The organism is Burkholderia cepacia (assembly GCF_029962485.1).
GTDB lineage: Bacteria > Pseudomonadota > Gammaproteobacteria > Burkholderiales > Burkholderiaceae > Burkholderia.
Map to the genome: position 1 here is coordinate 2,218,372 of NZ_CP073637.1, position 24,418 is coordinate 2,242,789.

A 24,418-nucleotide genomic window follows, 5' to 3' on the forward strand; every position below is an offset into this window, starting at 1 on the left:
GCACGGCCATGTCAGGATCGTCGCATTCCGCATCCGTTGCCGCCGCGCCCGTACGCGCCGTTCCCGCCGTGATCGGCATCGTGCTGCGCGAACGCGACGTACTGCTCGTGCGCCGCGCGAATCCGCCCGATGCGGGATGCTGGGGATTCCCCGGCGGCAAGATCGAACCGGGCGAACCAATCGCGGACGCGGTCGTTCGCGAGATCGCCGAAGAGACGACCGTCGAAGTCGCAGCGCTCGATGCCTTTACCGCGCTGGATGCGTTCGATTACGATGCCAGCGGCGCCGTGCGCCAGCATTTCATCATGGTCGCGGTGCTGTGCAGATGGTTGCGCGGCACGCCCGTTGCCGGCGACGATGCGCTCGATGCGCGCTGGTTCGGCATCGACGAGCTCGACCGCGACGATTTGCCGATGAGCGCAGGTGTGTGCGACGTCGCACGACGGGCGATCGAGCGGGCGGCATCGCTGGGCGACGCGCGACGCTCGCCCATCTGAAATTCCGTTGTCGTTTCCGCGCTACCGTGCGGACGACGCGTTCGGTCCATCAAGGGGCCGGCTACCCGCCGAGTCCCGGATCACCACTTATCCCGCCATGATCAGAATTCGCAAATCCACCGACACCGACGGCACACGCGTGCTGGCCATCTGGCGCAATGCAGTCGATGCCACGCATCACTTCCTGAGCGACGACGATCGGCGCGCGATCGAATCCGAAGTCGTCGCGTTCCTGCCGGCCGCACCGCTCGACCTGGCTGTCGACGCGCACGATCGCGCGATCGGTTTCATGCTGCTCGACGGCAGTCACATGGAAGCGCTGTTCGTCGATCCCGCCCACCATGGCACGGGTGTCGGGCGGCGGCTTGTCGAACATGCACTCGCGAGCCATCCCGGCTTGACGACCGACGTCAACGAGCAGAACGAAGCGGCGACGGGATTCTACGAACGGCTCGGATTCGAGCGCTGCGGGCGATCGGCGCTCGATGGACAAGGCCGGCCTTATCCGTTGATTCACCTTCGTTATCGGGGTGGTAAGCAGCCCTGAGGAGGATCGGGAAAACGCGTGACATCCAGTTGCGTCGCATCAATCTGATACGCCCCTCACGCAGCTACACGCGTCGACGCGGCAGCACGCGCTCGGCGACGGCGAACGCACGTTGCATGAAGTGATTGAACCGCTCGGCCTCGCGCCGCAGCCCCGCCTGCTGACCGCCGATCAGACACAGGTGCGCCACCTGCCCCACGATCTCGGCTTCGCCCGGCATGCGGACCCAGCGACGGGATGTCTCGACCGCGAAGGCGAGACGCGTGGCATCGACGCGCTGCTGGAACGCCGCAACCAGTGCGTCCTGCAACGCCCACGCGCGGATCGCCACTTCGCGTCCCGGCCGCTTTTCAGCTGCGATGCGCAGGTAGCGCGTCAGCGTGTCGCCCGCACTGCGGCCCTCCGCCGCGTACGCGAGCATGCGTGCGGTGTAGTCGTCCTCCCACGCGGTCAGCAGTGCCCGGACGAAGTCTTCGCGATTGCGGAAGTGGTGATAGAACGAGCCGCGGGTCACGTTCAGCCGTCGCGCGAGGCTTTCGGCCGAAATGCCCGAATAGCCTTCCCCGTCGAGGGCGTCGAAGCCCGCCGCGATCCAGTCGTTTCGAGTCAGTGTGCGCATCGGCATCGCCATACAGGCTGTGTATGGTGCGGGTTGGACAGTTAGGCTGCGAACTCTATCACGGCCGCCGCCGCTTCCCGCATGGCGCCACGACTCCTGGAGTTCGCGTTGAAAGACATCGCGCTCGTTGCATTCGACCGGTTCACCGACATCGACCTGTTCCTGATGTGGGACATACTCGGACGTAACACCTCGGACTGGCGCGTCCGGATTCTTGGCGCGCAGCCCGTGCTGCATTCCGCGCATGGGCTGACCATTCCCGTTCACGGCCCGCTGTCGGATGCCAATCACGCCGATGCCGTGTTGTTCTCGAGCGGCAAGCAAGGCATACCGGCCGCGTTGGCGAGCCCGGATTTCCTGCCGTCGTTCGATCTCGATCCGGCACGCCAGCATATCGGATCGATTTGCGCCGGCGCGTTCATTCTCGAGCGGCTTGGGTTGCTGCCGGAGCGTCGGGCGACCACCCATCCCGATGCGTGGGGCGGCTTGCTCGCACATGGGCTGCAAGCGCCGGAGCAGCCGCTGGTGTGTCACGGCAACGTCGCGACGGCGGGCGGCTGCCTGGCGGCGCTCTACCTGACTGGGTGGCTGGTGGAATCGATGTTCGATCCGGACAAGCGCCGCGAGACGCTGCTGCCCGTGCTGCCGGCCGGGCAGCGGGACATCTATGAGGAACTGATCGAATTCAGCATCAGGCAAGGTACGGGGCAAACCACGGGCTCGATCCGAATGATCGAAGGCGCGAGCGGCCTTGCCGCCTGATGTTCGGACCGACGTGCATCCGATCGCCAGCGTACCGATCGGGCATCGCGGCGAAGAAGAAGCGATGCTTCTGAACCGGCGGCGGCGCATCGAATCCGGGCAGCGTCAGTTGGGTCGCGGCACCATGGCAGCGGATTGCAAACGGTGAAATGGCGAGAAAGTGCGTTTCTGGGGCTGAACGAGTCTATCGCAGACTCGAAAGTGCTACCCTCTCGGCCAACCCAAACGTCACCCCATGAAGCAGCAGGATTCAACCATGCAAACCGTCGCGGTACTGGACTTCGAAACCACCGGGCTGTCGCCGAATATGGGCGACCGTGCGACCGAAATCGCCGTCATCCTTCTGCGTGACGGGCAGATCGTCGACCGTTTCCAGAGCTTGATGAATGCGGGCAGACGCATCCCGTCCGACGTCGTCGCGCTCACCGGCATCACGAACGACATGATTGCATCGGCGCCACCGGCGTCCGAAGTCATGAAGGAAGCAGCGGCATTCGTCGGCAAGCATGCCGTCGTCGCCCACAACGCCGGTTTCGACAAGCGCTTCTGGCAGTCGGAGCTCGGGCTGCTCGGCATGTCGGCCGAGCACTCCTTCGCCTGCACGATGCTCGTCGCGAGACGGATCTACCCGGACGCCCAAAGTCACCGCCTGTCGAGTCTGGTCGAGATGCTGCGGTTGCCGAAATCGGGCCGTGCGCACCGGGCGATGGTCGATGCCGAGATGGCTGGCCATCTGTGGTGCCGATTGCAGGACGACATTGCCCGGACTTACGGGCTGGATCGGATCGATCACGCGCTGATGTCGCGTGTCCAGGCAACGAGCAAGGCGAAGGTGCCGACGTACCTGCGATCGCTCGTGCGCGCGCACGCGTGAGCATCCGAATCCGATCGCGACCGGGAACACGACGCGTCCTGATCCACGCGATGCGTTAACGCAAAACGGCTTGGCAATCGCCAAGCCGTTTTTTGTCCGGACCGGAGCCCGGACAGCAGACGAACCGAACCGGCCACCCGCTACGCACTATCGCGCCATCAACCGACGCGCAATGACGAAAGCGAACGCCGATTCGGCCGCGATGCTTACTCCCACTCGATCGTCGCCGGCGGCTTGCCCGAGATGTCGTACACGACCCGGTTGATCCCGCGCACTTCGTTGATGATCCGGTTCGACGCACGGCCGAGCAGCGCGTACGGCAGGTGCGCCCAGTGCGCGGTCATGAAGTCGGTCGTCTGCACGGCGCGCAGCGACGTCACGTAGTCGTACGTGCGGCCATCGCCCATCACGCCGACCGACTTGACCGGCAGGAACACCGCGAACGCCTGGCTCGTCAGGTCGTACCAGCTCTTGCCGACATCGGCCTCGCCGCACAGGCCCGCAGCCGCATCCTGCGCGGTCGCGGTCGTGTTGCGCAGCTCCTCGATGAAGATCGCGTCCGCGCGGCGCAGCAGGTCCGCGAACTCGCGCTTCACTTCGCCGAGAATCCGCACGCCGAGGCCCGGGCCCGGGAACGGATGGCGGTACACCATCTCCGGCGGCAGGCCAAGCGCGACGCCCAGTTCGCGCACTTCGTCCTTGAACAGGTCACGCAGCGGCTCGAGCAGCTTCAGGCCAAGCGTTTCCGGCAGGCCGCCGACGTTGTGGTGGCTCTTGATCGTCGTCGCCTTCTTCGTCTTCGTGCCGCCCGATTCGACCACGTCCGGGTAGATCGTGCCCTGCGCGAGCCACTTCGCCTTCGACAGCTTCTTCGCTTCAGCCTGGAACACTTCGACAAACTCGCGACCGATGATCTTGCGCTTCGCTTCCGGATCGGTCACGCCGGCCAGGTGGCCGAGGAACTGATCGGCGGCATCGACGTGCACGACCTTCGCATGCAGGCGGCCCTCGAACATGTCGAGCACCATCTTGCCTTCGTTCAGGCGCAGCAGGCCGTGGTCGACGAACACGCAGGTGAGCTGGTCGCCGATCGCGCGGTGGATCAGCGCCGCTGCGACGCTCGAATCGACGCCGCCCGACAGGCCGAGAATCACTTCCTCGTCACCGACCTGCTCGCGGATCTTCGCGACGGCTTCCTCGATGTGGTTCTTCATGATCCAGTCGGGCTTCGCGCCGGCGATCTGCAGCACGAAGCGTTCGATGATCTGGCGGCCCTTCACCGTGTGCGTGACTTCCGGGTGGAACTGCACCGCGTAGTAGCCGCGCGCCTCGTCGGCCATGCCGGCGATCGGGCAGCTCGGCGTCGACGCCATCAGCGCGAAGCCCGGCGGCAGCTCGGCAACCTTGTCGCCGTGGCTCATCCAGACCTTCAGCATCCCGTGGCCTTCGGCGGTCGTGAAATCCTCGATGCCGTCGAGCAGGCGCGTATGGCCGTGCGCACGCATTTCCGCGTAGCCGAATTCGCGATGGTCGCTCCACTCGACCTTGCCGCCGAGCTGCACGGCCATCGTCTGCATGCCGTAGCAGATGCCGAGCACCGGCACGCCGAGATCCCACACGGCTTGCGGCGCGCGCAGTTGATGGTCTTCGTACGTGCTCGCGTGGCTGCCCGACAGGATCACCGCCTTCGGCGCGAACTCGCGGACGAAGTCGTCGGACACATCGTTCGGATGGATTTCGCAGTAGACGTGGGCTTCACGCACACGCCGCGCAATCAGTTGGGTGACTTGCGAACCGAAGTCGAGAATCAGGATTTTGTCGTGCATGGCTGCGGACGGGATGAAGAGAATGAGAAAAGCAGCGCACAAAGCGCTGCGTCAAAAGCATGGACAACGGCGTCGGGCGGCAGGTGGCTCGCGCGACGCATCGCCGGTCAATCCTGCATCGGCGGGCGTTCGTCGAGTGCGACGCCGCCGGACGACTGACTGGAACCGGATGAAGCCGGCGACGATGCCGAAGGCGCCGCGGGACGGCTGACGACGGGCTCGACACGCTGCGGTGCGGGCGACGACGCCGGCGCCGGCTCGGCCGGACGTTGCGCCGGGGCGCGCGCCTCGAGCGCTTGCGCCTTCTCGCGCCGGCGCACGGCCGATGCGATTCGCACGCCGCCGAGGCCGAGCAGGATCAACACGACACCGGCCGCGACCGACAGCACCCTGCCGGCGGCCGCAAGCGCGGGACCGCTGCTGGCGCCGAGCGACCAGACGATCGTCAGCACGCCGGTCAGCCAGTACACATGGCCGACCGACCGCGCCACCGGCGCCGTGAGGTCACCGTTGAACGCCGCATGAAACGCGAGCCACGCGAGCCCGAGCAACGCGATGCCGAACGCCTGGCCGAGCATCGCCGGCTGGATGTTCTGCAGCTGCAGCGCATTGAACAGCGACTGCCAGGGCGTCAGCACGAACAGCACGCCGAACGCCAGCAGCAGCACGGCATCGAGGATCAGCACGGCTCGCAGCAGCGGTTTCATCGGCGATCAGTCCACGTGGTAGTTCGGGGCTTCCTTCGTGATCTGCACGTCGTGCACGTGCGACTCGCGCATGCCCGCCGCGGTGATCTGAACGAATTCGGCCTTGTCGTGCAGCTCGTCGATCGTGCGGCAGCCGCAGTAGCCCATGCTCGCGCGCACGCCACCGACCAGTTGGAACAGGATCGCGTTGACCGAACCCTTGTACGCGACGCGGCCTTCGATGCCTTCCGGCACGAGCTTGTCGATGTTCGCCGAGTTGTCCTGGAAGTAGCGGTCCGCCGCGCCGTCCTTCATTGCACCGACCGAACCCATGCCGCGGTACGACTTGTACTGGCGGCCCTGAAACAGGAACACGTCGCCCGGCGCCTCTTCGGTGCCCGCGAACATGCTGCCCATCATCACCGCGTTCGCGCCGGCCGCGAGGGCCTTCGACACGTCGCCCGAGAAGCGCACGCCACCGTCGGCGATGCACGGCACGCCCGTGCCCTTCAGCGCTTCCGCGACGTTCGAAATCGCGCTGATCTGCGGCACGCCGACACCGGCGACGATCCGCGTCGTGCAGATCGAGCCCGGGCCGATACCGACCTTGACCGCGTCCGCGCCGTATTCGACCAGCGCCTTCGCGGCAGCGGCCGTCGCGATGTTGCCGCCGATCACTTCGACGTGCGGGAAGTTCTGCTTGACCCAGCGGACACGCTCGAGCACGCCCTTGCTGTGACCGTGCGCGGTATCGACGACGATCACGTCGACGCCGGCCTGCACCAGCAGCTCGACGCGCTCTTCGTTGTCGGGGCCGACACCGACCGCCGCGCCTGCGCGCAGCTTGCCGTGTTCGTCCTTGCACGCGTCCGGGTGCTCGGTCTGCTTCGTGATGTCCTTGACGGTCATCAGGCCGCGCAGTTCGAACGCATCGTTGACGACCAGCACGCGCTCGAGGCGGTGGCTGTGCATCAGTGCCTTCGCTTCGGCGAGCGGCGTGCCTTCCTTGACCGTGACGAGGCGCTCGCGCGGCGTCATGATCGACTTGACCGGCTCATCGAGGCGCGTTTCGAAACGCAGGTCGCGGTTCGTGACGATACCGACGAGCTGCGGGCCTTCGACGACCGGGAAGCCCGAAATGCCATGCTGGCGCGACAGCGCGATCACGTCGCGCACCTTCATTTGCGGCGGCACCGTGATCGGGTCGCGGACGACGCCCGACTCAAAACGCTTGACCTTCGCGACCTCGCGGGCCTGCTCGGCCGGCGTGAGGTTCTTGTGGACGATACCGACGCCACCCTGCTGCGCCATCGCGATCGCGAGGCGACCTTCGGTGACCGTGTCCATCGCGGCGGACACGAGCGGCATGTTCAGGGAGATGTTGCGGGTCAGCTTGGTCTTGAGGCTGGTGTCGCGCGGGAGAACGTCGGAGAAGGCGGGAACGAGGAGCACGTCATCGAAAGTGAGTGCTTTTTGGATCAGACGCATGGCAAATCCTATGGGCGCAAAAGCGAATTATACGCGAAGCGCCGTGAATTTTCACAACACGAACAACGGCTTAGCCGGTTTCAGCCGTTCGGGGGCCGAATCGTTCGGATCGCGGTTCGGTTCGTTTTCGATCGCCTTTCGTTTCACCGCTGCATCGAGCCATTCGCGCAACCAGCGGCAATCCGGCCCATCGGCCCGTTGCGAACCGGTCACGCGACCGAAGCGGCCACGGTGAAGCGAGGCCCGGCAACGTGTCGAATCGGCCTGCCTACCCTGTGTTATAGCAGCCCTGCCGCACGCACGATCATCGCAATGCCGCCGCCGACCGCCACGCAACCGGCAATCCGCGCAGCAACACGCCCGCCGGGCGGCGCGAGGCGCTCGGCGGCGATCGCGACCGTCACGGCGGCCATCACGCGCAGGTCCATCATGCCGGCCGCCAGCGCGATCGCCATCAGGTTCCCGCAACAGGCGCTGCAGTGCATGGCGGCCCGCACGCCGTGCCGCCACGCCGCACCGGCAACGGCCGACGACCGGTGTACGCCGCCGGCCATATGCCGGCAGCACGCCAGCCGCCGCGCCTTCCACGCGGAGAATTGCAGCATGCCTGCAACCGACACGACCGCGCCGGCCGCGAACGGCAGCGCGCGGGCAAGGCCCGGCAGCCGTGCGGCAGCGGCCGTCAGCGCGGCGCCAGCCGGAAACACGAGCGCCCCGAGCGCCATCCACACCGCGAAATACCCGGCGCCCGCAACGACGACGAGCCAGGCGGAACGCGCCGTGGCCATCGGGCCGATGCGCTGCCGGTATTGCCAGAGCATCGGCGCCAGCGCCGGCAGCATCATCGCCGCCGTCATCGCGCCCCACATTCCGGCGAACGTCGCGAAGGCACGTCCGGCGCCCCGGCCGCACGGCTGCAGCCATGCGGCCGAAGCCATCCAGCCACCGGCCATCGGTTCGCCGCCCATCGCGGCCATCGACGCGTGCTGCGCCAGTGTCGCCGTCACGGCGACGGCGAACACGGCCGCGAGTGCGGCCCCGAATTCCCGCGGATCAGGGTCTGCCCCGCCGATTGCCGACCGCGCCATCGCACGCTCCCGCCCGTCGCCGGCTTGCACTCAGCCGCGCGCGTACTCGTCGTGACGGCGCCACCACGGGCCGGCCTCGTTGCGCCCGCGCGGCGCGCGATCGAGCCACTGGTACATCCCCCACAGCCCGTCAAGCCCGCGCGCGTAGGTCGAGTACGTGTGATAGACGACACCATCCTCTCGCACGAATGCGCTCATCCCCGGCCGGTCGAGCGAATACGTGACCGCGTCGGTGCCGCAGGTGGCCGCGAACTGCACGACGGGCGCCGGCGGTGGATCCATGTCCATCGCATGGCCGGCCCGCGCGTAGTTGTATTCGATGTCGCCCGCGCGCTGCTGCGTTTCGGTGAACGACACGTTGAAGTCGAAGTTGAAATCGCTGCCGACCGACGATGCCCATGGGAAGGTCCACCCCATCCGCTCGCGGTACGCGAGCAGCTTCGCGAGCGGTGCGCGCGACACGGCCGAGAGCGTCACGTCGTGGTGCGCCAGGTGCACGGCGAAGCCGTCGAACCCGTCGGCGAGCGCCGAGCACGACGGGCAGCCGGCCTTGTAGTCGGGGCCGAACATGAAGTGATAGACGAGCAGTTGCGAACGGCCGCGAAACAGGTCGTCGAGCGTCGCCCGGCCGTCCTCGGTGTCGAACCGGTAGGTCTTGTCGACACGCACCCACGGCAGCGCCTGGCGCCGCCGTGCAAGTTCGTCGCTTTGCCGCGTCAACGCCTTTTCAGCGTCGAGCAGTGCGCGGCGCTCGGCCAGCCATTCGTCGCGCGTTCCGGTGAGATGGTTCGTCATTGCGGGTGCCTCCTTCGGTGGGTATCCGGGCACGGCGTACGAAGCCGTGTACGTGGTGCTAGATTAGTGGCCGGCATCGGACCGGAGGGAGTGACAACTGTGTCGGGATTCGGATGGATTCGCTGATCACGGCGGCCGCGCGCGCGCTCGCGGCCGGTGACGCGCTCGGCGCGCTGAACCGCGTCGCGCTGCGTGACGATGCGCCGGCGCTCGCGCTGCGCGGCATCGCGATGGCGCAGCTCGGCGATTTCGAACGCGCGCGCGCCCTCGTGCGCGGCGCCGCACGTGCATTCGGCGCGAAGGAAGCCGTTGCACGGGCGCGCTGCGTCGTCGCGGAAGCCGAGATCGCACTCGCGTCGCGCGACCTGCGCTGGCCGACGCGCGCGCTCGATGCGGCCTGCGCAACGCTCGACGCGCACGGCGACCGCGCAAACGCCGCGCATGCGCGCTATCTCGGCGTACGCCGGCTGCTGCTGATCGGCCATATCGACGATGCCGAGCAACTGCTCGCGCATCTCGATCCCGCGCCGCTGCCAGCCGCGTCGCGCGCCGCCCATGAACTGATCGCGGCCGGCATCGCGATGCGCCGCATCCGTACGCACGCGGCACGCGCGGCGCTCGCCCGTGCGAACGCGGCCGCGCGCGACGCCGGCATCGCCGCACTGACGGCCGAGGTCGACACCGCCGCACGCGTGCTCGACGCACCGGCCGCTCGCCTCATCGCGCGCGGCACCTCGCGGCTCGTACGGCTCGACGAAGTCGAGACGCTGTTCGCATCGAACGCGCTCGTCGTCGATGCGTGCCGCCACACGGTGCGCGATGCGCGCACGACCGTGTCGCTCGCGCGGCGCCCCGTGCTGTTCGTGCTCGCCCGCGCGCTCGGCGAGGCCTGGCCGGCCGACGTGTCGCGCAACGCGCTCGTGGCCGCCGCGTTCCGCGCGAAACATGCGGACGAATCGCATCGCGCGCGGCTGCGCGTCGAGATCGGCCGGCTGCGCGCGGTGCTACGGCCGCTCGCGAACGTCATCGCGACACCGCGCGGCTTTGCGCTCGAACCGCTCGGCGTGCGCGAGACCGTCGTCCTCGCGCGCCCGGTCGACGATCGCCACGCGGCCGTGCTTGCACTGCTCGCCGACGGCGAAGCATGGTCGAGCTCCGCGCTGGCGCTCGCGCTCGGCGCAAGCCAGCGCACCGTGCAGCGCGCGCTCGACGCGCTCGCGGAGGCCGACAAGGTGCAGGCGCTCGGTCGCGGCCGCGCGCGCCGCTGGATGACGCCGCCGCTACCGGGATTCGCGACGACCTTGTTACTCCCTGCTCCGCTGCCGGGAGACTAGGATGGCTTCACCGAACGACGAGGTGACGAACATGAAACGCTCCCATGCAGAGATCATTCGCGAATATGGCCCGTTTCCGGGCGTCGACGGCGTGCACGGCGTCACGTTCGACGGGCAGCACGTCTGGTATGCGTCCGGCGACAAGCTGAACGCGCTCGACCCGGAGCGCGGCACGACCATCCGCTCGCTCGACGTCGCCGCGCATGCGGGCACCGCGTTCGACGGCCGCCACCTGTTTCAGATCGTCGAGGACCGCATCGAGAAGCTCGACCCCGAATCGGGTCGCGTGCTCGCGACGATCCCGGCCCCCGGCGGCGGCGCCGATTCGGGGCTCGCGTGGGCTGAAGGCACGCTGTGGGTCGGCCAGTACCGCGAACGCAAGATTCATCAGATCGATCCGGAATCGGGCGCCGTGCTGCGCACGATCGAATCGAACCGCTTCGTCACCGGCGTGACGTGGGTCGACGGCGAGCTGTGGCACGGCACGTGGGAGGCCGAGCAGAGCGACCTGCGGCGCATCGACCCGCGCACGGGCCAGGTGCTCGAGCAGGTCGACATGCCGGCCGGCGTCGGCATATCGGGGCTCGAATCCGACGGCCACGACCGCTTCTACTGCGGCGGCGGCAACAGCGGCAAGCTGCGCACCGTGCGGCGCCCGGCGCACTCGAGCGCAGCGGGCGACGGCGCGGGCGCGACGCCCGATCCGGCAGACGATTGATCCGTCGCCGGTCCACGCCGCTCGGGCACGCAACGCCTCGAAATCCCGCCGTGCGCCGAGTGCAGGAATGAACAAGACGCCGCAGCAACGGCGTCGCTAAGATGCGCGCACATCAGTCATTTGTTCGGAGCAGTCGATGCAGCGCGGCGTGGTTTACGGTGTCCTGGCAGGTGCCCTGTGGGGCATGGTGTTTCTCGTTCCGCGGCTGCTGACCGACTTCTCGCCGCTGCTGTTGAGCGCCGGCCGCTATGCGATGTATGGCCTCGTGTCGCTCGCGGCCGCGCTGCCGGCGGCCCGCTCGCTGCTCGCGCGACTCACCCGCGAAGATCTCGTCGCGTTGATGAAACTCGCCGTCGTCGGCAACGTCGCGTACTACATGCTGCTGTCCGGCGCCGTGCACCTGATCGGCATCGCGCCCAGCTCGCTGATCGTCGGCGTGCTGCCCGTGACCGTCACGCTCGCCGGCCTGGGCGACCACGGCGCCGTGCCACTGCGGCGGCTCGCCGCCCCGCTCGCGCTGGTGATCGCGGGCATCGTCTGCATCAACGTCGACCTGTTCACGTCCGAGGCCGCACACGCGACGACGCTCGGCCAGAAACTCGCGGGCATCGCCTGCGCGGCCGGCGCGCTTGCGAGCTGGACCTGGTACGCGGTGGCGAACGCGCGCTACCTCCAGCGCCATCATCATTTCGGCGGCAACGAGTGGTCGGTGTTGTGGGGTGTCGTGACGGGCCTGATCGGCGGGCTCTGCTGGATCGCGATCCTCGCACTGCCGGCGGGCACGGTGCAGGCAGCCGTCCCGGCGTCGCGCTGGCAGTTGTTCTGGTTGCTGAACCTCGTGCTCGCGATCGGCGCGTCGTGGCTCGGCAACGGGCTATGGAATGCCGCGTCGAAGCGCTTGCCGCTCACGCTGTCCGGCCAGTTGATCGTGTTCGAAACCGTATTCGCGATGCTGTACGCGTTCGTGTACGACCAGCGGATGCCGCACGCGCTCGAGGTCGCCGCGCTCGTGCTGCTGCTCGCCGGCGTGTACGGCTCGGTGCGGCAGCACGGCGACACGCCGGGCAGCGCGTCGACCAACGCAAACGCCGCGGCCCACTGAGTGCGCCGCGGCGTTTGATCAGACGAATCGGAACGAAAAACGCGTCAGCGCGCGTCCTTGTGCATCCACTTGCGGCCCTCGATCGAGCCGGCGCGGCGGGATTTGTCGACGCGCCGCTGGCGCGCCAGCTTCGGATCGACGATCAGCGGGCGGTAGATCTCGACACGGTCGTGGTCGGCGAGCGGCGCGTCGAGCGGCGCGAGCTTGCCGTACACGCCCGTCTTCGCGTGCGCGAGGTCGATCTCCGGATGCAGCGCGAGCACGCCGCTCGCGTCGATCGCCGAGCGAACGGTCGCCCCTTCGGGCAGCGACAGCGGGATCAGCGTCTGGCGATCCGGCAGCGCATAGCAGACTTCGATCGACAGCATCGCGTCACCCCTTCCCGTAGCGCTGGTCCGCGCGCTTCACGAACGAATCGACGAACGTGTTCGCGATATGGCTGAACACGGGCCCGATGATCTTCTCGAGCAGGATGCTCGAAAACTCGTAGTGCAGCGCGAATTCGATCTTGCACGCATCGGCACGCAGCGCCGTGAAGCGCCACGTGCCCGTGAACTTCTTGAACGGACCGTCCGTGAACTCCATGTCGATCCGCGTCGGGCGTTCCTGCGTATTGCGCGTCGCGAAATGCTGCTTGATGCCCTTGAAGTTGATATCGATGCGCGCTTCCATCCCGCGCTCGTCCTGACGGCGAATCTCGACGCCGCCGCACCAGGGCAGGAAATTGGGGTAGTCGGCCACGTCGGTGACGAGGTCGAACATCTGTTCCGCCGAATGGCGGATCAATACGGTTTTCTGGACATCTGCCATAAATCGCGCGGCATCGCTGAAGGTGGAAACGCCAAGCCGGGCGATTCCCGCCCCGCTTTGCTAAAATCGTGATTTTAAACGAGTTGGCCCGATCCTTTCATGAGCATCATCGACAACAGGAAAGCGCACTTCGATTATCACATCGAGGAACGCTACGAGGCGGGGCTCGTGCTGGAGGGCTGGGAAGTCAAGGCGCTGCGCGCCGGGCGCGGCCAGATCCGGGAAGGTTACGTCGTCGTGAAGAGCGGCGAGATCTTCCTGATCGGCACCCATATCAGCCCGCTGCCCGAAGCCTCGACGCACATCACGCCCGACCCGGTTCGCACGCGCAAGCTGCTGCTGCACCGCGAGGAAATCAAGAAACTGATCGGCAAGGTCGAGCAGCGTGGCTACACGCTCGTGCCGCTGAACTTCCACTACAAGGGCGGTCGCGTGAAGTGCGACATCGCGCTCGCGAAGGGCAAGAAGCTGCACGACAAGCGCGAAACCGAGAAGAAGCGCGACTGGGAACGCGAGAAGGCACGCATCATGCGCGCCGGCACCTGACGCGCGCAACCTGCAATACAAACGACACGGCCCGCTCGAAGCGGGCCGTGTTGCTTTGGGTTCGGTGAATCCCACATATCGATCGCCCAGAGGCGGCCGGCGGCGTTCGATACACAAAGCCGGTGGTTTCGCCTGACGATTCGCGCCGAAGGCGCCTTACGGGCTCCGGCGGAACTCGCCCGAACGCGCGACGATTGGCCGCATGCGGATCGCATACAGCGGCCGCCAGCGCATCAGGAACGCCCCGGCTCAGCCCTTCCCGCCCGCGGCCGGCGACGCGCGTTTGACGATCGACATCGCCGATGCGATCGCACTGCCGAGATCCGACAGGTTCGACGGCACGATCAGCGTGTTGCCCTGCTTCGCGAGATTCGCGAACGCGCCGACATACTGCTCGGCGACCTTCAGGTTCACCGCGTCCATCCCTCCTTGCGACTGCATCGCGCTCGCGATCTTCTGGATCGCCTGCGCGTTCGCCTCGGCCACCGCCAGAATCGCAGCGGCCTCGCCCTGCGCCTGGTTGATCGCGGCCTGCCGCTCGCCTTCGGACTTCTGGATCGCCGCTTCACGCGCGCCCGACGCGAGGTTGATCTGTTCCTGCTTGCGGCCCTCGGATGCGGCGATCAGCGCACGCTTTTCGCGCTCCGCGGTGATCTGCGCCTGCATCGCGTGCAGGATTTCCTTCGGCGGCGTCAGATCCTTGATCTCGTAGCGTAGCACCTTCACACCCCAGTTCGACGCGGCCTCGTCAAGCGCCGACACAATGCTGTGGTTGATGAAGTCGCGTTCCTCGAACGTCTTGTCGAGTTCCAGCTTGCCGATCACCGAGCGCAGCATTGTCTGCGACAACTGCGTGATCGCGAGCACGAAGTTGCTCGACCCGTACGACGCCTTCATCGGGTCCATCACCTGGAAATACAGCACGCCGTCGACCTGAAGCTGCGTGTTGTCGCGCGTGATGCAGATCTGGCTCGGCACGTCGAGCGGGATTTCCTTCAGTATGTGCCGGTACGCGATGCGATCGACGAACGGCAGCACGATGTTCAGACCGGGCGACAGCGTCGCGTGATAGCGCCCGAAGCGCTCGAGTACCCATGCATGCTGCTGCGGCACGATCTTCACCGTCTTCGACACGATCACGATCGCGATGATGAGCAGGACAACCCAGATGATCAGCGAATCCATGAAGTATTCCCTCCTTGTTGTATTGGCGGACGATCAGCCCGCGGGTTTCGCCACGACCACGAGACAATTGCCGCGCACGGCACTCACCTGATACACGTGCACATCGTCGCGCTCGCCGTTCGCAAGCTCGACGTCCCAGTCGGCGCCGCGATACTGCACGCGTGCGCGGCCGTCACGCCACGCATCGACCGTGACGGTCGAGCCGATGTCGAGATTGACGTCGGGATTCGTCGACGTGTCGCGCTTCTGCTTGCGGCCAAGCCCCGAGCGGCGCAGCGCGATCATCGCGATGAGCGCGACCGCGGCCGCCGCGCCGAACTGCACGTGCGGCGCGAAACCGGCCAGTTGCAGCAAGCCGCCCGCGAGAAAGCCGAGCGCGATCATCAGCAGGTAGAACGTGCCCGTCAGCAGTTCGGCCACGACCAGCACGCCCACCGCGACCCACCAGAACAGATGCCCCGACATCATTTTGGCCTCCAGAAAAACGCCCCCGATACTCACTATATTCGCTGCCGCGAGCGGAGGCGACCGGCACGCCCGGATCGGCACGTTGCGTACCGACAAAAAAAACACCCCGGTGCGTACCGGGGTGTTTATAACACGAACCTTGCATTTTGCCTTCAACGAAAGCGTGGCGGCACCGCGCTTTCGCCGAAGCGGCATCACCGACCGTTACTTCCGGTTGGCGGCGAGTGCCTGCCACGTATCGATGATCGTGTCGGGGTTCAGCGAAATCGACACGATGCCTTCGTCGGTCAGCCATTGCGCGAAGTCCGGGTGATCGGACGGGCCCTGGCCGCAGATACCGACGTACTTGCCCATCTTGAGGCAGGTATCGATCGCGCGCTTCAGCAGGAACTTGACGGCCGGATCGCGTTCGTCGAAGTCGACGGCCAGCAGTTCCATGCCCGAGTCGCGGTCGAGGCCGAGCGTGAGCTGCGTGAGGTCGTTCGAGCCGATCGAGAAACCGTCGAAGTGTTCCAGGAACTCTTCGGCGAGGATCGCGTTGGTCGGCACTTCGCACATCATCACGAGGCGCAGGCCGTTTTCACCGCGCTTCAGGCCGAACTTCTCGAGCAGGCCGACAACACGCTCCGCCTGCTTCACGGTCCGCACGAACGGCACCATAATCTCGACGTTGGTCAGGCCCATCTCGTCGCGCACGCGCTTCAGTGCACGGCACTCCATCTCGAACGCCTGCGCGAAGTCTTCGGCGATGTAACGCGACGCGCCGCGGAAGCCCAGCATCGGGTTTTCCTCGTCCGGCTCGTAACGCGAACCGCCGATCAGCTTCTTGTACTCGTTCGACTTGAAGTCGGACAGACGCACGATCACGGGCTTCGGATAGAACGCCGCAGCGATCGTCGCGACGCCTTCGGTCAGCTTGTCGACGTAGAACTGACGCGGCGATGCGTGACCGCGCGCGACGCTCTCGACCGCCTTCTTCAGGTCCTGGTCGATGTTCGGGTACTCGAGAATCGCCTTCGGGTGAACGCCGATGTTGTTGTTGATGATGAACTCGAGACGCGCGAGACCCACACCGCCGTTCGGCAGTTGCGAGAAGTCGAACGCGAGCTGCGGGTTACCGACGTTCATCATGATCTTGACCGGGATTTCCGGCAGTTCGCCGCGCTGCACTTCCGTGACTTCCGTCTCGAGCAGGCCGTCGTAGATCTTGCCTTCGTCGCCTTCCGCGCACGATACCGTGACGAGCGCGCCGTCCTTCAGGATGTCGGTCGCATCGCCGCAACCGACGACTGCCGGCACGCCGAGCTCACGCGCGATGATCGCCGCGTGGCAGGTCCGGCCGCCACGGTTCGTGACGATCGCGGCCGCACGCTTCATCACCGGCTCCCAGTTCGGGTCGGTCATGTCGGCCACCAGCACGTCGCCCGGCTGCACGCGTTCCATTTCCGACGGATCCTGGATCACGCGCACGGGGCCCGCACCGATCTTCTGGCCGATCGCACGGCCCGTCGCCAGCACCTGCGACTGGCCCTTCAGCTTGAAACGCTGCTCGGCCTTGCCGGTTGCCTGGCTCTTCACCGTTTCCGGACGCGCCTGCAGGATGAAGATCTTGCCGTCGCGGCCGTCCTTGCCCCACTCGATGTCCATCGGACGCTGGTAGTGCTTCTCGATGATGACCGCGTACTTCGCCAGCTCGATCACGTCCTCGTCGGTGATCGAGTAGCGGTTGCGCTGCTCGTGCGGCACGTCGACCGTCTTCACGCGGCCCGGCTCGCCCGGCTGCGTGAATTCCATCTTGATCAGCTTCGAGCCGATCGAGCGGCGGATGATCGGGTACTTGTCCTGTGCGAGCGTCGTCTTGAACACGTAGAACTCGTCCGGGTTCACGGCGCCCTGCACGACGGTTTCGCCCAGGCCGTAGCTCGACGTGATGAACACGGCGTCCTTGAAGCCCGATTCGGTGTCGATCGTGAACATCACGCCCGCGGCGCCGACGTCCGAGCGGACCATGCGCTGCACACCGGCCGACAGTGCGACTTCGGCGTGCGTGAAGCCCTTGTGGACGCGGTACGAGATCGCGCGGTCGTTGTACAGCGACGCGAACACGTGCTTCATGCGGTCGAGCACGTCTTCGATGCCGACGACGTTCAGGTACGACTCCTGCTGGCCGGCGAACGATGCGTCGGGCAGGTCTTCCGCGGTCGCGGACGATCGCACGGCAAACGACAGCTCGGCCGGCGAGCCGTTCTTCAGGACTTCAAACTGCTCGCGAATTTCCTGCTCGAGACGTGCCTGCATCGGCGCGTCGACGATCCACTTGCGGATTTCGGCACCGGCTTCGGCAAGCGCCTTCACGTCGTCGATGTCGAGGGACTCGAGACGCTTGGCAATACGATCGGTCAGGTCGTTGTGCGTGAGGAAATCGCGAAACGCGAGCGCGGTCGTGGCGAAACCGGTGGGTACGCGAACGCCTGCTTCGGAAAGCTGGCTGATCATCTCGCCGAGCGACGCATTCTTGCCGCCCACGATCTCCACATCAGTCATCCGCAACTGCTCGAACGGAATTACATACGCCTGGTCCTTTGCGACGTTTGCTGCGTTAGTCATACAAGCCCCTAAGTGTGAAAAAAATGCTCGATTGCGCAAGTGGGCTCGGACGCGGGCGCTTGCAAAAAGGCGCGGCGCGTCTTGCGCAACCTGTTAGATAAACACTCGCAGCGGCGAAAAATCTTTCGACCCGATTTGCAAAAATCCCGGCAGAACGGCGATATTTACAGACAAATCGCCACACTTGCCGGGAATTTTGGAATCGAGCGGCAAAGCCTGGGGCGCCTTTCGCGCCCTGCCCCCGCAATTGCTTATCCAACAGGTTGCCGCTATTCTACCGTGCCGGCTGCCGGATGTGGCGCGACCTTGTCACTGCGTCTGGAGGCGAACCTCCAGCCGCCCGCGCAACCGCCCTTCACGCTCGACGCCCAGATTCATGCTGCCTACCGTATTCATCGTCTCCGACGGCACCGGGATCACTGCCGAAACCTTCGCGCACTCGATCCTCTCCCAGTTCGACCAGAAATTCCGCCTCGTGCGCGTGCCGTTCGTCGACTCGCTCGACAAAGCCTATGCGACCGTCGAGAAGATCAACGAGGCCGCCGTACACGACGGCCGCCGCGCGATCGTGTTCACGACGCTCGTCGACAGCGAGTCGAACGACATCGTCAAACGCTCGAACGCGCTCGTGCTCGACATGTTCCAGCGCTTCGTCGAACCGCTCGAGCAGGAACTGGAGCTGAAATCTAGCCACGCGATGGGCCGCGGCCACCAGAACGCCGACACCGAGGAGTACAAGACGCGGATCGAGGCGATCAACTTCTCGCTCGCGCACGACGACGGCCAGTCGAACCGCAACCTGTCGGAAGCCGACGTGATCCTCGTCGGCGTGTCGCGCAGCGGCAAGACACCGACGAGCCTGTATCTCGCGATGCAATACGGCGTGAAGGCGGCAAACTATCCGCTGATTCCGGAAGATTTCGAGCGCGGCAAGCTGCCGTCGGCGCTGTCCGCGCACCGCGAGAAGCTGTTCGGCCTGTCGATCGACCCGCAGCGCCTATCGGAGATCCGCAACGAGCGCCGGCCGGGCAGCAAATATGCGGCGCCCGAGAACTGCCGTTACGAGATCAACGAGGCCGAGGCGATGATGCGTCGCGAAGGGATCAAGTGGCTGTCGTCGACGCACAAGTCGATCGAGGAAATCGCGACGACGATCCTGCAGGAAATCCGTCTCGACCGGCAGTCGTACTGAGCGCCTGCGCGCGGGCGGCCGCCTGGCCGCCCGCCGGAAACAAAAAGGCGGATCAATGAAAAACCCCCAAGGGTTGGAATGATGTCCAACTCTTGGGGGTCAGCTCACGAACGCGGCCTTTTTGTTGTGCGGCGCGTGCGCGCGCGGCGTCATGCAGGCCGCTGCTGGCGCACCTGCTCGAACAGGCACACCGCTGCCGCTGCTGCGACGTTCAGCGACTCCATCCCGCCCGGCTGCGGGATCGTCACGCGATGCGTGGCCGCATCGCGCCAGAACGCCGACACGCCGGCGCCCTCGTTGCCGAACACCCACGCAACCGGCCCCGACAGGTCGCAATCGTAGACCGCCTGCGCGCCATGCGAGTCGGTCAGTGCGACCGGCACGTCGAGGCGTTCGGCGAGCGCGGCAGCGTCGACATCCTCGTGGATCGACAGCAGGAAATGGGCACCCATGCCCGAGCGCAGCACCTTCGACGACCAGGCATACGCCGTTCCCGGCGCACAGAACACGTGGCGTACACCGGCCGCCGCCGCGCTGCGCAGGATCGAACCGACATTGCCGGCATCCTGCACGCCGTCGAGCACGACCGACGTATGCGTGACGCGAGCGGGCAGCGGTTGTTCAGGCCGGTCGACGAGCAGCAGGAAGCCGACGCCGTTGACGACGTTCGACAACTGCCCGAACAACGCGTCGGGCAACGTGACGATCCGCTGCGCGTCCACGCGCGCGACGATCGCCTGCGCCTCGGCGTGGCCGAGCGCGCCTTCGGTCGCCACGCACAGCTCCGGCGTCGCGCCCGTATCGAGGTACGCGCTCGCGAGATGGAATCCTTCGAGCAGCGCCTGGCCGCTGCGGCGCTGATGGGGCGTCGAACCCGCCAGCGCCTTCAGGCGCTTGTACAGCGGGTTGTCGCGGGAAGTAATGCTTTTCATCGAATCAGGTCGAGTGCCGCACGGACGGGCGCGAACGAGCGCCGATGCGCTTCGCACGGGCCGTGCTCGCGCAGTGCGGCAAGGTGTTTCGCGGTGCCGTAGCCCGCATGTACGTTGAAGCCGTACACCGGGAAGCGTTCGTGCAGGTCGACCAGCATGCGGTCGCGCGTGACCTTCGCGAGGATCGACGCAGCCGAGATGCTCGGCACCAGCGCGTCGCCGCTGACGATCGCCTCGGCCCGCACGGTCAGCGTCGGGCAGCGGTTGCCGTCGATCTGCGCGAGCGTCGGCAGGACCGCCAGACCCTCGACGGCCCGCTTCATCGCGAGCATCGTTGCGTGCAGGATGTTCAGCGTGTCGATCTCGTCGACGCTCGCCGACGCGACGCAGTACGCGCGCGACCGCGCGACGATCAGCTCGTACAGCGCGTCGCGCTTCTTCGCGGACAGCGCCTTCGAATCGTCGAGCCCGTCGATCGGCTGCGCGGGATCGAGAATCACCGCGGCCGCCACCACCGGCCCCGCGAGCGGGCCGCGGCCGGCTTCGTCGACGCCGCAGACGATCTCGTCAGGGCGGCTGAAGTCGAAACCGCCCTGCTCGTCGCTCGACGAACGGCGGCGTGATGCACGTACTGCGGTCATGCGCGCCCCTTGCGATGTTCGAGCACGCGTACGACGGCTTCGGCCGCCTTCACGGCCGTATTCTGCCGCAGCGAAAGATGCATTTCGGTAAACACGTCGGTCAGCGTGCGGCGGTTCGCGTCATCGCGCAGCTGCGTAAGCGTCGCATCGGCGAGCGCCTCGGGCGTCGCGAAATGCTGCAGCAGCTCGGGCACGACGAAACGCCCCGCCAGGATGTTCGGCAAGCCGACGTACGGCAGGTAACCCTGCCGGCGCATGATCTGACCGGTCAGCCAGGGCACCTTGTACGAGATCACCATCGGCTTCTTCAGCAGCGCGGCTTCCAGCGTGACCGTGCCGCTCTTCACGAGGATCGCGTCGGCAGCCGTCATCGCGACTTGCGAGCGGCCGTCGGTGAGCGTCAGCGCGAGTTGCGGATGCGCATCGACGAGCGGCTGCAGCAGTTCGCGCAGTGCGGGCGTCGCCGCCGGCATCACGAACCGCACGCCGGGCTCGCGCTGCTGCATCAGCGCCATCGCCGCGAAGAACGTCGGGCCGATCAGCGCGATCTCGGAGCGTCGGCTGCCCGGCAGCACCGCGATCACGGGGCCGTCTGCGGGCAGGCCCAGCGCGATGCGCGCGCCGTGCGTATCGGGTTCGAGCGGAATCTCGTCGGCCAGCGGATGGCCGACATACGTCGATGCGACGCCTGCCTTGTCGAGGATCGCCGGTTCGAACGGGAACAGGCACAGCATGTGATCGACGGACTTCGCGATCTTCTTGATCCGGCCGCCGCGCCACGCCCAGATCGACGGGCACACGAAGTGGATCGACGGAATGCCCGCGTCGCGCGCGGCCTGTTCGACATTGAAGTTGAAGTCAGGCGCGTCGACACCGATGAATGCGTCCGGCCGCTCGGCGAGCAGCTGGCGCTTCAGTTCGCCGCGAATCCGCAGGATCTCGGGAATCTGGCCCAGCGCCTCGACATAGCCGCGCACGGTCAGCTTGTCCATCTGCCAGTGCGAGTCGAAGCCCTGCGCGATCATCCGCTGCCCACCGATCCCGTAATACTGGGCCGATTCGGGCAACCGCTCGCGCAGGCCGCCGAGCAGCGATGCCCCGAGCAGGTCGCCCGACGGCTCGCCGGCCACCATCGCGAGCCGGAGCTGATTGGTCGGAAGCGCCATCGCTTAGCGGATGATGCCGCGTTGCGACGCGTCGATGAAATCGACGAGTGCCTTCACCGGCGCATCGCCGTCGCCGCCGGCCTCCGCCAGCTCGCGCAACTGCACCTTCGCTTCCTCGAACGACAGGCCGTTCTTGTAGAGCACGCGGTACGCGCTGCGCAGCGCCGAGATCGCATCGGCCGAGAAGCCGCGCCGGCGCAGCCCTTCAACGTTGATCCCGTGCGGTTCGGCCTTGTTGCCGGCCGCGATCACGAACGGCGGGATGTCCTGCACGAGCGCCGACGCGCCGCCCAGCATCGAGTGCGCGCCGATGCGCACGAACTGGTGGACGCCCGACATGCCGCCGACGATCGCCCAGTCGCCGATCTCGACGTGGCCGGCCATCTGCGCGTTGCTCGACAGGATCACGTTGTTGCCGACGCGGCAGTCATGGCCGATGTGCACGTAGGCCATGATCCAGTTGTCGTCGCCGAGCGTCGTCACGCCGACGTCCTGCACGGTACCCGTGTGGATCGTCGTGAATTCGCGGATCGTGTTGCGGTTGCCGATCACGAGCTTCGTCGGCTCGTCCTTGTACTTCATGTCCTGCGGACGGCCGCCGACCGACGCGTAGTGGCCGATGCGGTTGTCTTCGCCGAGCGTCGTATGGCCTTCGATCACGCTGTGCGAGCCGATCGTCGTACGCGCGCCGATCGTGACGTGCGGGCCGACGATCGCGTACGGGCCGATCTCGACCGATTCGTCGATCTGCGCGCCCGGCTCGACAATCGCGGTGGGATGAATCCTGGTCATGCGCCGTTGCCTCTCGATGTGATGTGTCGCGTTGCGTTGCCCATGCGTGCCGCGTCGCTCAGGGCGCCGCGTCGGCCGTCTTGACCGTGCACATCAGTTCGGCTTCCGCCGCCACCTTGCCGTCCACTTCCGCCACCGCCTTGAACTTCCAGATACCGCGGATGTAGCGTTCGAACGTCACGTTCAGAATCAGTTGATCGCCCGGCTCGACCACACGCTTGAAGCGCGCACCGTCGATGCCGACGAAGTAGTACAGCGTGTTCTCCGGATCCTTCGGCTGCTCTTCCGCGAAGGTCAGCAGTGCGGCAGCCTGCGCGAGCGCCTCGAGGATCAGCACGCCCGGCATCACCGGCCGCTTCGGGAAGTGCCCCTGGAAAAACGGCTCGTTGATCGACACGTTCTTCAGCGCTTTGATCCCTTTGTGCGGCTCGAGTTCGAGCACGCGATCGACGAGCAGAATCGGGTAGCGATGCGGCAGCAGCGTGAGGATCTTGTGGATGTCGAGATTGATTTTTTCAGTGCTCATGATGGTTCGTCTCACGCAGAGGCTGCGCGGTGGTGATGCAAAGGCTGAAGCGGGCCGCCGCGCGGCCCAGTCTGGCAAACCGGGCCGGTTGCGCTGGCCGTGCCCGGTTCGTGGTCTCGCATGATGCGCTCAGGCGTCCGTGCCGCCCTGGGCGGCGAGCGCGGCTTCGAGCGCCTTGATGCGATCGCGCAGCTTGTCGAGGTTGCGCACGAGCGCGGCGCTCTTGTTCCATTCGCCGTGGTCAACGGCCGGGAACGCGCTGGTATAGATGCCGGCCTTCGGCAGCGACTTCGATACGCCCGAATTCGCGGTGATGATGACATAGTCGCCGAGCGTCACGTGGCCGGCGATCCCGGCCGCGCCGCCGATCATGCAGTGGCGGCCGATCGTCGTGCTGCCCGCGATGCCTGCCTTGCCGGCGATGACCGTATAGGCGCCGATCCGGCAGTTGTGGGCGATCTGCACCTGGTTGTCGATCTTCACGCATTCCTCGATGACGGTATCCGCCATCGCACCGCGATCGATCGTCGTGTTCGCGCCGATTTCGACGTCCGGGCCGATCGTCACGCCGCCGACCTGCGGGATCTTGACCCAGCTGCCGGTGCGCGCGTCGCCGTCGCCGACGAAATCGGGCGCAAAGCCGAAGCCGTCGGAGCCGATCACGGCGCCCGCATGGACGATCGCGCGCGGGCCGACCTTGCAGCCGTGGTACACCGATGCGTTCGGATAGAAGTGCGAGCCGGCGCCGATCGTCGTGCCGCGGCCGACGAACACGTTCGCGTCGAGCTGCACGCCGTCCTCGATCACCGCGCCGGCCTCGACCGTCACGTTCGGGCCGATCACCGCACTCGCGGCGACCTTCGCGGCCGGATCGATCGTCGCGCTCGGATGCACGCCGGCGGCGCGCTGCGGCGTGGCCAGGTCGATGAACATCTGCGCGACGCGCGCGAAGTACGCGTACGGATTCGGCGTCACAATGAAATTGCGGGGGCCGCTAGCGGCCGCGCCCAGCTTCTCGAGGTCCTTCGGCGCGATCAGCACCGCGCCTGCCCGGGTCGCCTCGACCTGCGACAGGTACTTCGGATTCGCGAGGAACGCGAGCTGCTGAGGGCCTGCCTGGTCGAGCGGTGCGAGCCCGCTCACCTTGCACTGTGCGTCGCCGGCGATCTCGCCGCCGAACCGCTTTACGAGTTCCTCAAGCGTCAATGCCATTCGTC

At 66.5% G+C, this 24,418-nt stretch carries 27 protein-coding genes; 9 read left to right on the forward strand and 18 right to left on the reverse strand.

Annotation, left to right across the window (positions count from 1 at the left end; genetic code table 11):
• Nucleotides 1–8 precede the first annotated feature (8 nt).
• Nucleotides 9–497, forward strand: a complete 489-nt coding sequence (locus KEC55_RS10300) for an NUDIX hydrolase (protein WP_282505377.1) — start codon at nucleotides 9–11, stop codon at nucleotides 495–497.
• A 97-nt stretch (nucleotides 498–594) separates the two neighbouring features.
• A complete protein-coding gene (locus KEC55_RS10305) occupies nucleotides 595–1,044 on the forward strand; it encodes an acetyltransferase (RefSeq protein ID WP_282507512.1) in 450 nt (149 codons plus the stop codon).
• A gap of 64 nt (nucleotides 1,045–1,108) precedes the next feature.
• Here KEC55_RS10305 and KEC55_RS10310 read toward each other — a convergent pair whose 3' ends face one another.
• On the reverse strand, nucleotides 1,109–1,663 hold the full coding sequence (locus KEC55_RS10310; RefSeq protein WP_282505378.1) for a TetR/AcrR family transcriptional regulator: 555 nt from the start codon (nucleotides 1,661–1,663) through the stop codon (nucleotides 1,109–1,111).
• An 81-nt stretch (nucleotides 1,664–1,744) separates the two neighbouring features.
• Between KEC55_RS10310 and KEC55_RS10315 the strand changes: the two genes are divergently transcribed.
• The gene (locus KEC55_RS10315) at nucleotides 1,745–2,425 is read left to right on the forward strand and encodes a DJ-1/PfpI family protein (RefSeq protein ID WP_282505380.1); all 681 of its coding nucleotides are present in this window, start codon (nucleotides 1,745–1,747) and stop codon (nucleotides 2,423–2,425) included.
• A 256-nt stretch (nucleotides 2,426–2,681) separates the two neighbouring features.
• Nucleotides 2,682–3,299 carry a 3'-5' exonuclease gene (locus tag KEC55_RS10320; RefSeq protein WP_282505381.1) on the forward strand — a complete coding sequence of 206 codons (618 nt, stop codon included), beginning with the start codon at nucleotides 2,682–2,684 and terminating at the stop codon, nucleotides 3,297–3,299.
• Nucleotides 3,300–3,505: 206 nt separating this feature from the next.
• Here KEC55_RS10320 and guaA read toward each other — a convergent pair whose 3' ends face one another.
• From guaA to KEC55_RS10350, 6 genes are all read right to left on the reverse strand, one after another.
• Nucleotides 3,506–5,125 (reverse strand): glutamine-hydrolyzing GMP synthase, encoded by a 1,620-nt coding sequence (gene guaA / locus KEC55_RS10325; RefSeq protein ID WP_282505383.1) that lies wholly within the window; start codon nucleotides 5,123–5,125, stop codon nucleotides 3,506–3,508.
• A gap of 107 nt (nucleotides 5,126–5,232) precedes the next feature.
• Nucleotides 5,233–5,832, reverse strand: coding sequence for a hypothetical protein (locus KEC55_RS10330; RefSeq protein WP_282505385.1), 600 nt, complete (start codon nucleotides 5,830–5,832; stop codon nucleotides 5,233–5,235).
• Nucleotides 5,833–5,838: 6 nt separating this feature from the next.
• Nucleotides 5,839–7,299: an IMP dehydrogenase gene (gene guaB / locus KEC55_RS10335; protein WP_282505386.1), complete on the reverse strand. Its 1,461-nt coding sequence runs from the start codon at nucleotides 7,297–7,299 to the stop codon at nucleotides 5,839–5,841.
• 51 nt (nucleotides 7,300–7,350) lie between these two features.
• Nucleotides 7,351–7,512: a hypothetical protein gene (locus tag KEC55_RS10340; protein ID WP_282505387.1), complete on the reverse strand. Its 162-nt coding sequence runs from the start codon at nucleotides 7,510–7,512 to the stop codon at nucleotides 7,351–7,353.
• Nucleotides 7,513–7,577: 65 nt separating this feature from the next.
• Nucleotides 7,578–8,387 (reverse strand): DUF2182 domain-containing protein, encoded by an 810-nt coding sequence (locus tag KEC55_RS10345; RefSeq protein WP_282505388.1) that lies wholly within the window; start codon nucleotides 8,385–8,387, stop codon nucleotides 7,578–7,580.
• A 30-nt stretch (nucleotides 8,388–8,417) separates the two neighbouring features.
• Nucleotides 8,418–9,182, reverse strand: coding sequence for a DUF899 domain-containing protein (locus tag KEC55_RS10350; protein WP_282505389.1), 765 nt, complete (start codon nucleotides 9,180–9,182; stop codon nucleotides 8,418–8,420).
• 113 nt (nucleotides 9,183–9,295) lie between these two features.
• On the opposite strand from KEC55_RS10350, the gene KEC55_RS10355 reads away from it, so the two are divergent.
• From KEC55_RS10355 to KEC55_RS10365, 3 genes are all read left to right on the forward strand, one after another.
• Nucleotides 9,296–10,516: a helix-turn-helix domain-containing protein gene (locus KEC55_RS10355; protein WP_282505391.1), complete on the forward strand. Its 1,221-nt coding sequence runs from the start codon at nucleotides 9,296–9,298 to the stop codon at nucleotides 10,514–10,516.
• Nucleotides 10,517–10,547: 31 nt separating this feature from the next.
• The gene (locus KEC55_RS10360; protein ID WP_282505393.1) at nucleotides 10,548–11,234 is read left to right on the forward strand and encodes a Vgb family protein; all 687 of its coding nucleotides are present in this window, start codon (nucleotides 10,548–10,550) and stop codon (nucleotides 11,232–11,234) included.
• Between the two features lie 136 nt (nucleotides 11,235–11,370).
• Nucleotides 11,371–12,336 (forward strand): DMT family transporter, encoded by a 966-nt coding sequence (locus tag KEC55_RS10365; protein WP_282505394.1) that lies wholly within the window; start codon nucleotides 11,371–11,373, stop codon nucleotides 12,334–12,336.
• Nucleotides 12,337–12,380: 44 nt separating this feature from the next.
• On the opposite strand, the gene KEC55_RS10370 is transcribed toward KEC55_RS10365, so the two are convergent.
• Both KEC55_RS10370 and KEC55_RS10375 read right to left on the reverse strand, forming a co-directional pair.
• A complete protein-coding gene (locus KEC55_RS10370) occupies nucleotides 12,381–12,704 on the reverse strand; it encodes an RnfH family protein (protein WP_282505395.1) in 324 nt (107 codons plus the stop codon).
• A gap of 4 nt (nucleotides 12,705–12,708) precedes the next feature.
• Nucleotides 12,709–13,146 (reverse strand): type II toxin-antitoxin system RatA family toxin, encoded by a 438-nt coding sequence (locus tag KEC55_RS10375; protein WP_176047325.1) that lies wholly within the window; start codon nucleotides 13,144–13,146, stop codon nucleotides 12,709–12,711.
• Between the two features lie 99 nt (nucleotides 13,147–13,245).
• On the opposite strand from KEC55_RS10375, the gene smpB reads away from it, so the two are divergent.
• Nucleotides 13,246–13,692 (forward strand): SsrA-binding protein SmpB, encoded by a 447-nt coding sequence (gene smpB / locus KEC55_RS10380; RefSeq protein ID WP_014896751.1) that lies wholly within the window; start codon nucleotides 13,246–13,248, stop codon nucleotides 13,690–13,692.
• Between the two features lie 249 nt (nucleotides 13,693–13,941).
• Here smpB and KEC55_RS10385 read toward each other — a convergent pair whose 3' ends face one another.
• From KEC55_RS10385 to ppsA, 3 genes are all read right to left on the reverse strand, one after another.
• Complete coding sequence (locus KEC55_RS10385) at nucleotides 13,942–14,877, reverse strand: SPFH domain-containing protein (RefSeq protein WP_282505398.1); 936 nt, start codon at nucleotides 14,875–14,877, stop codon at nucleotides 13,942–13,944.
• A 33-nt stretch (nucleotides 14,878–14,910) separates the two neighbouring features.
• On the reverse strand, nucleotides 14,911–15,345 hold the full coding sequence (locus tag KEC55_RS10390) for an NfeD family protein (RefSeq protein ID WP_282505399.1): 435 nt from the start codon (nucleotides 15,343–15,345) through the stop codon (nucleotides 14,911–14,913).
• 204 nt (nucleotides 15,346–15,549) lie between these two features.
• Complete coding sequence (gene ppsA, locus KEC55_RS10395) at nucleotides 15,550–17,952, reverse strand: phosphoenolpyruvate synthase (protein ID WP_176047327.1); 2,403 nt, start codon at nucleotides 17,950–17,952, stop codon at nucleotides 15,550–15,552.
• A 376-nt stretch (nucleotides 17,953–18,328) separates the two neighbouring features.
• Between ppsA and ppsR the strand changes: the two genes are divergently transcribed.
• The gene (ppsR, locus tag KEC55_RS10400; RefSeq protein WP_047900996.1) at nucleotides 18,329–19,144 is read left to right on the forward strand and encodes a posphoenolpyruvate synthetase regulatory kinase/phosphorylase PpsR; all 816 of its coding nucleotides are present in this window, start codon (nucleotides 18,329–18,331) and stop codon (nucleotides 19,142–19,144) included.
• A 149-nt stretch (nucleotides 19,145–19,293) separates the two neighbouring features.
• Here ppsR and KEC55_RS10405 read toward each other — a convergent pair whose 3' ends face one another.
• The 6 genes from KEC55_RS10405 to lpxD form a co-directional block, all read right to left on the reverse strand.
• Entirely contained in the window at nucleotides 19,294–20,076 is a 783-nt protein-coding gene (locus KEC55_RS10405; protein WP_176047328.1) for a TrmH family RNA methyltransferase, read from the reverse strand.
• Entirely contained in the window at nucleotides 20,073–20,717 is a 645-nt protein-coding gene (rnhB, locus tag KEC55_RS10410) for a ribonuclease HII (protein WP_282505400.1), read from the reverse strand. The genes KEC55_RS10405 and rnhB overlap by 4 nt, the downstream gene beginning before the upstream one ends.
• The gene (lpxB, locus tag KEC55_RS10415; protein ID WP_282505402.1) at nucleotides 20,714–21,883 is read right to left on the reverse strand and encodes a lipid-A-disaccharide synthase; all 1,170 of its coding nucleotides are present in this window, start codon (nucleotides 21,881–21,883) and stop codon (nucleotides 20,714–20,716) included. Before lpxB ends, rnhB begins: the two co-directional genes overlap by 4 nt.
• Nucleotides 21,884–21,886: 3 nt before the next feature.
• Nucleotides 21,887–22,675 carry an acyl-ACP--UDP-N-acetylglucosamine O-acyltransferase gene (gene lpxA, locus KEC55_RS10420; RefSeq protein WP_059233858.1) on the reverse strand — a complete coding sequence of 263 codons (789 nt, stop codon included), beginning with the start codon at nucleotides 22,673–22,675 and terminating at the stop codon, nucleotides 21,887–21,889.
• A 58-nt stretch (nucleotides 22,676–22,733) separates the two neighbouring features.
• Nucleotides 22,734–23,201 carry a 3-hydroxyacyl-ACP dehydratase FabZ gene (gene fabZ / locus KEC55_RS10425; protein ID WP_006495559.1) on the reverse strand — a complete coding sequence of 156 codons (468 nt, stop codon included), beginning with the start codon at nucleotides 23,199–23,201 and terminating at the stop codon, nucleotides 22,734–22,736.
• A gap of 129 nt (nucleotides 23,202–23,330) precedes the next feature.
• Nucleotides 23,331–24,413 carry a UDP-3-O-(3-hydroxymyristoyl)glucosamine N-acyltransferase gene (gene lpxD / locus KEC55_RS10430; protein WP_282505403.1) on the reverse strand — a complete coding sequence of 361 codons (1,083 nt, stop codon included), beginning with the start codon at nucleotides 24,411–24,413 and terminating at the stop codon, nucleotides 23,331–23,333.
• Nucleotides 24,414–24,418: the final 5 nt, after the last annotated feature.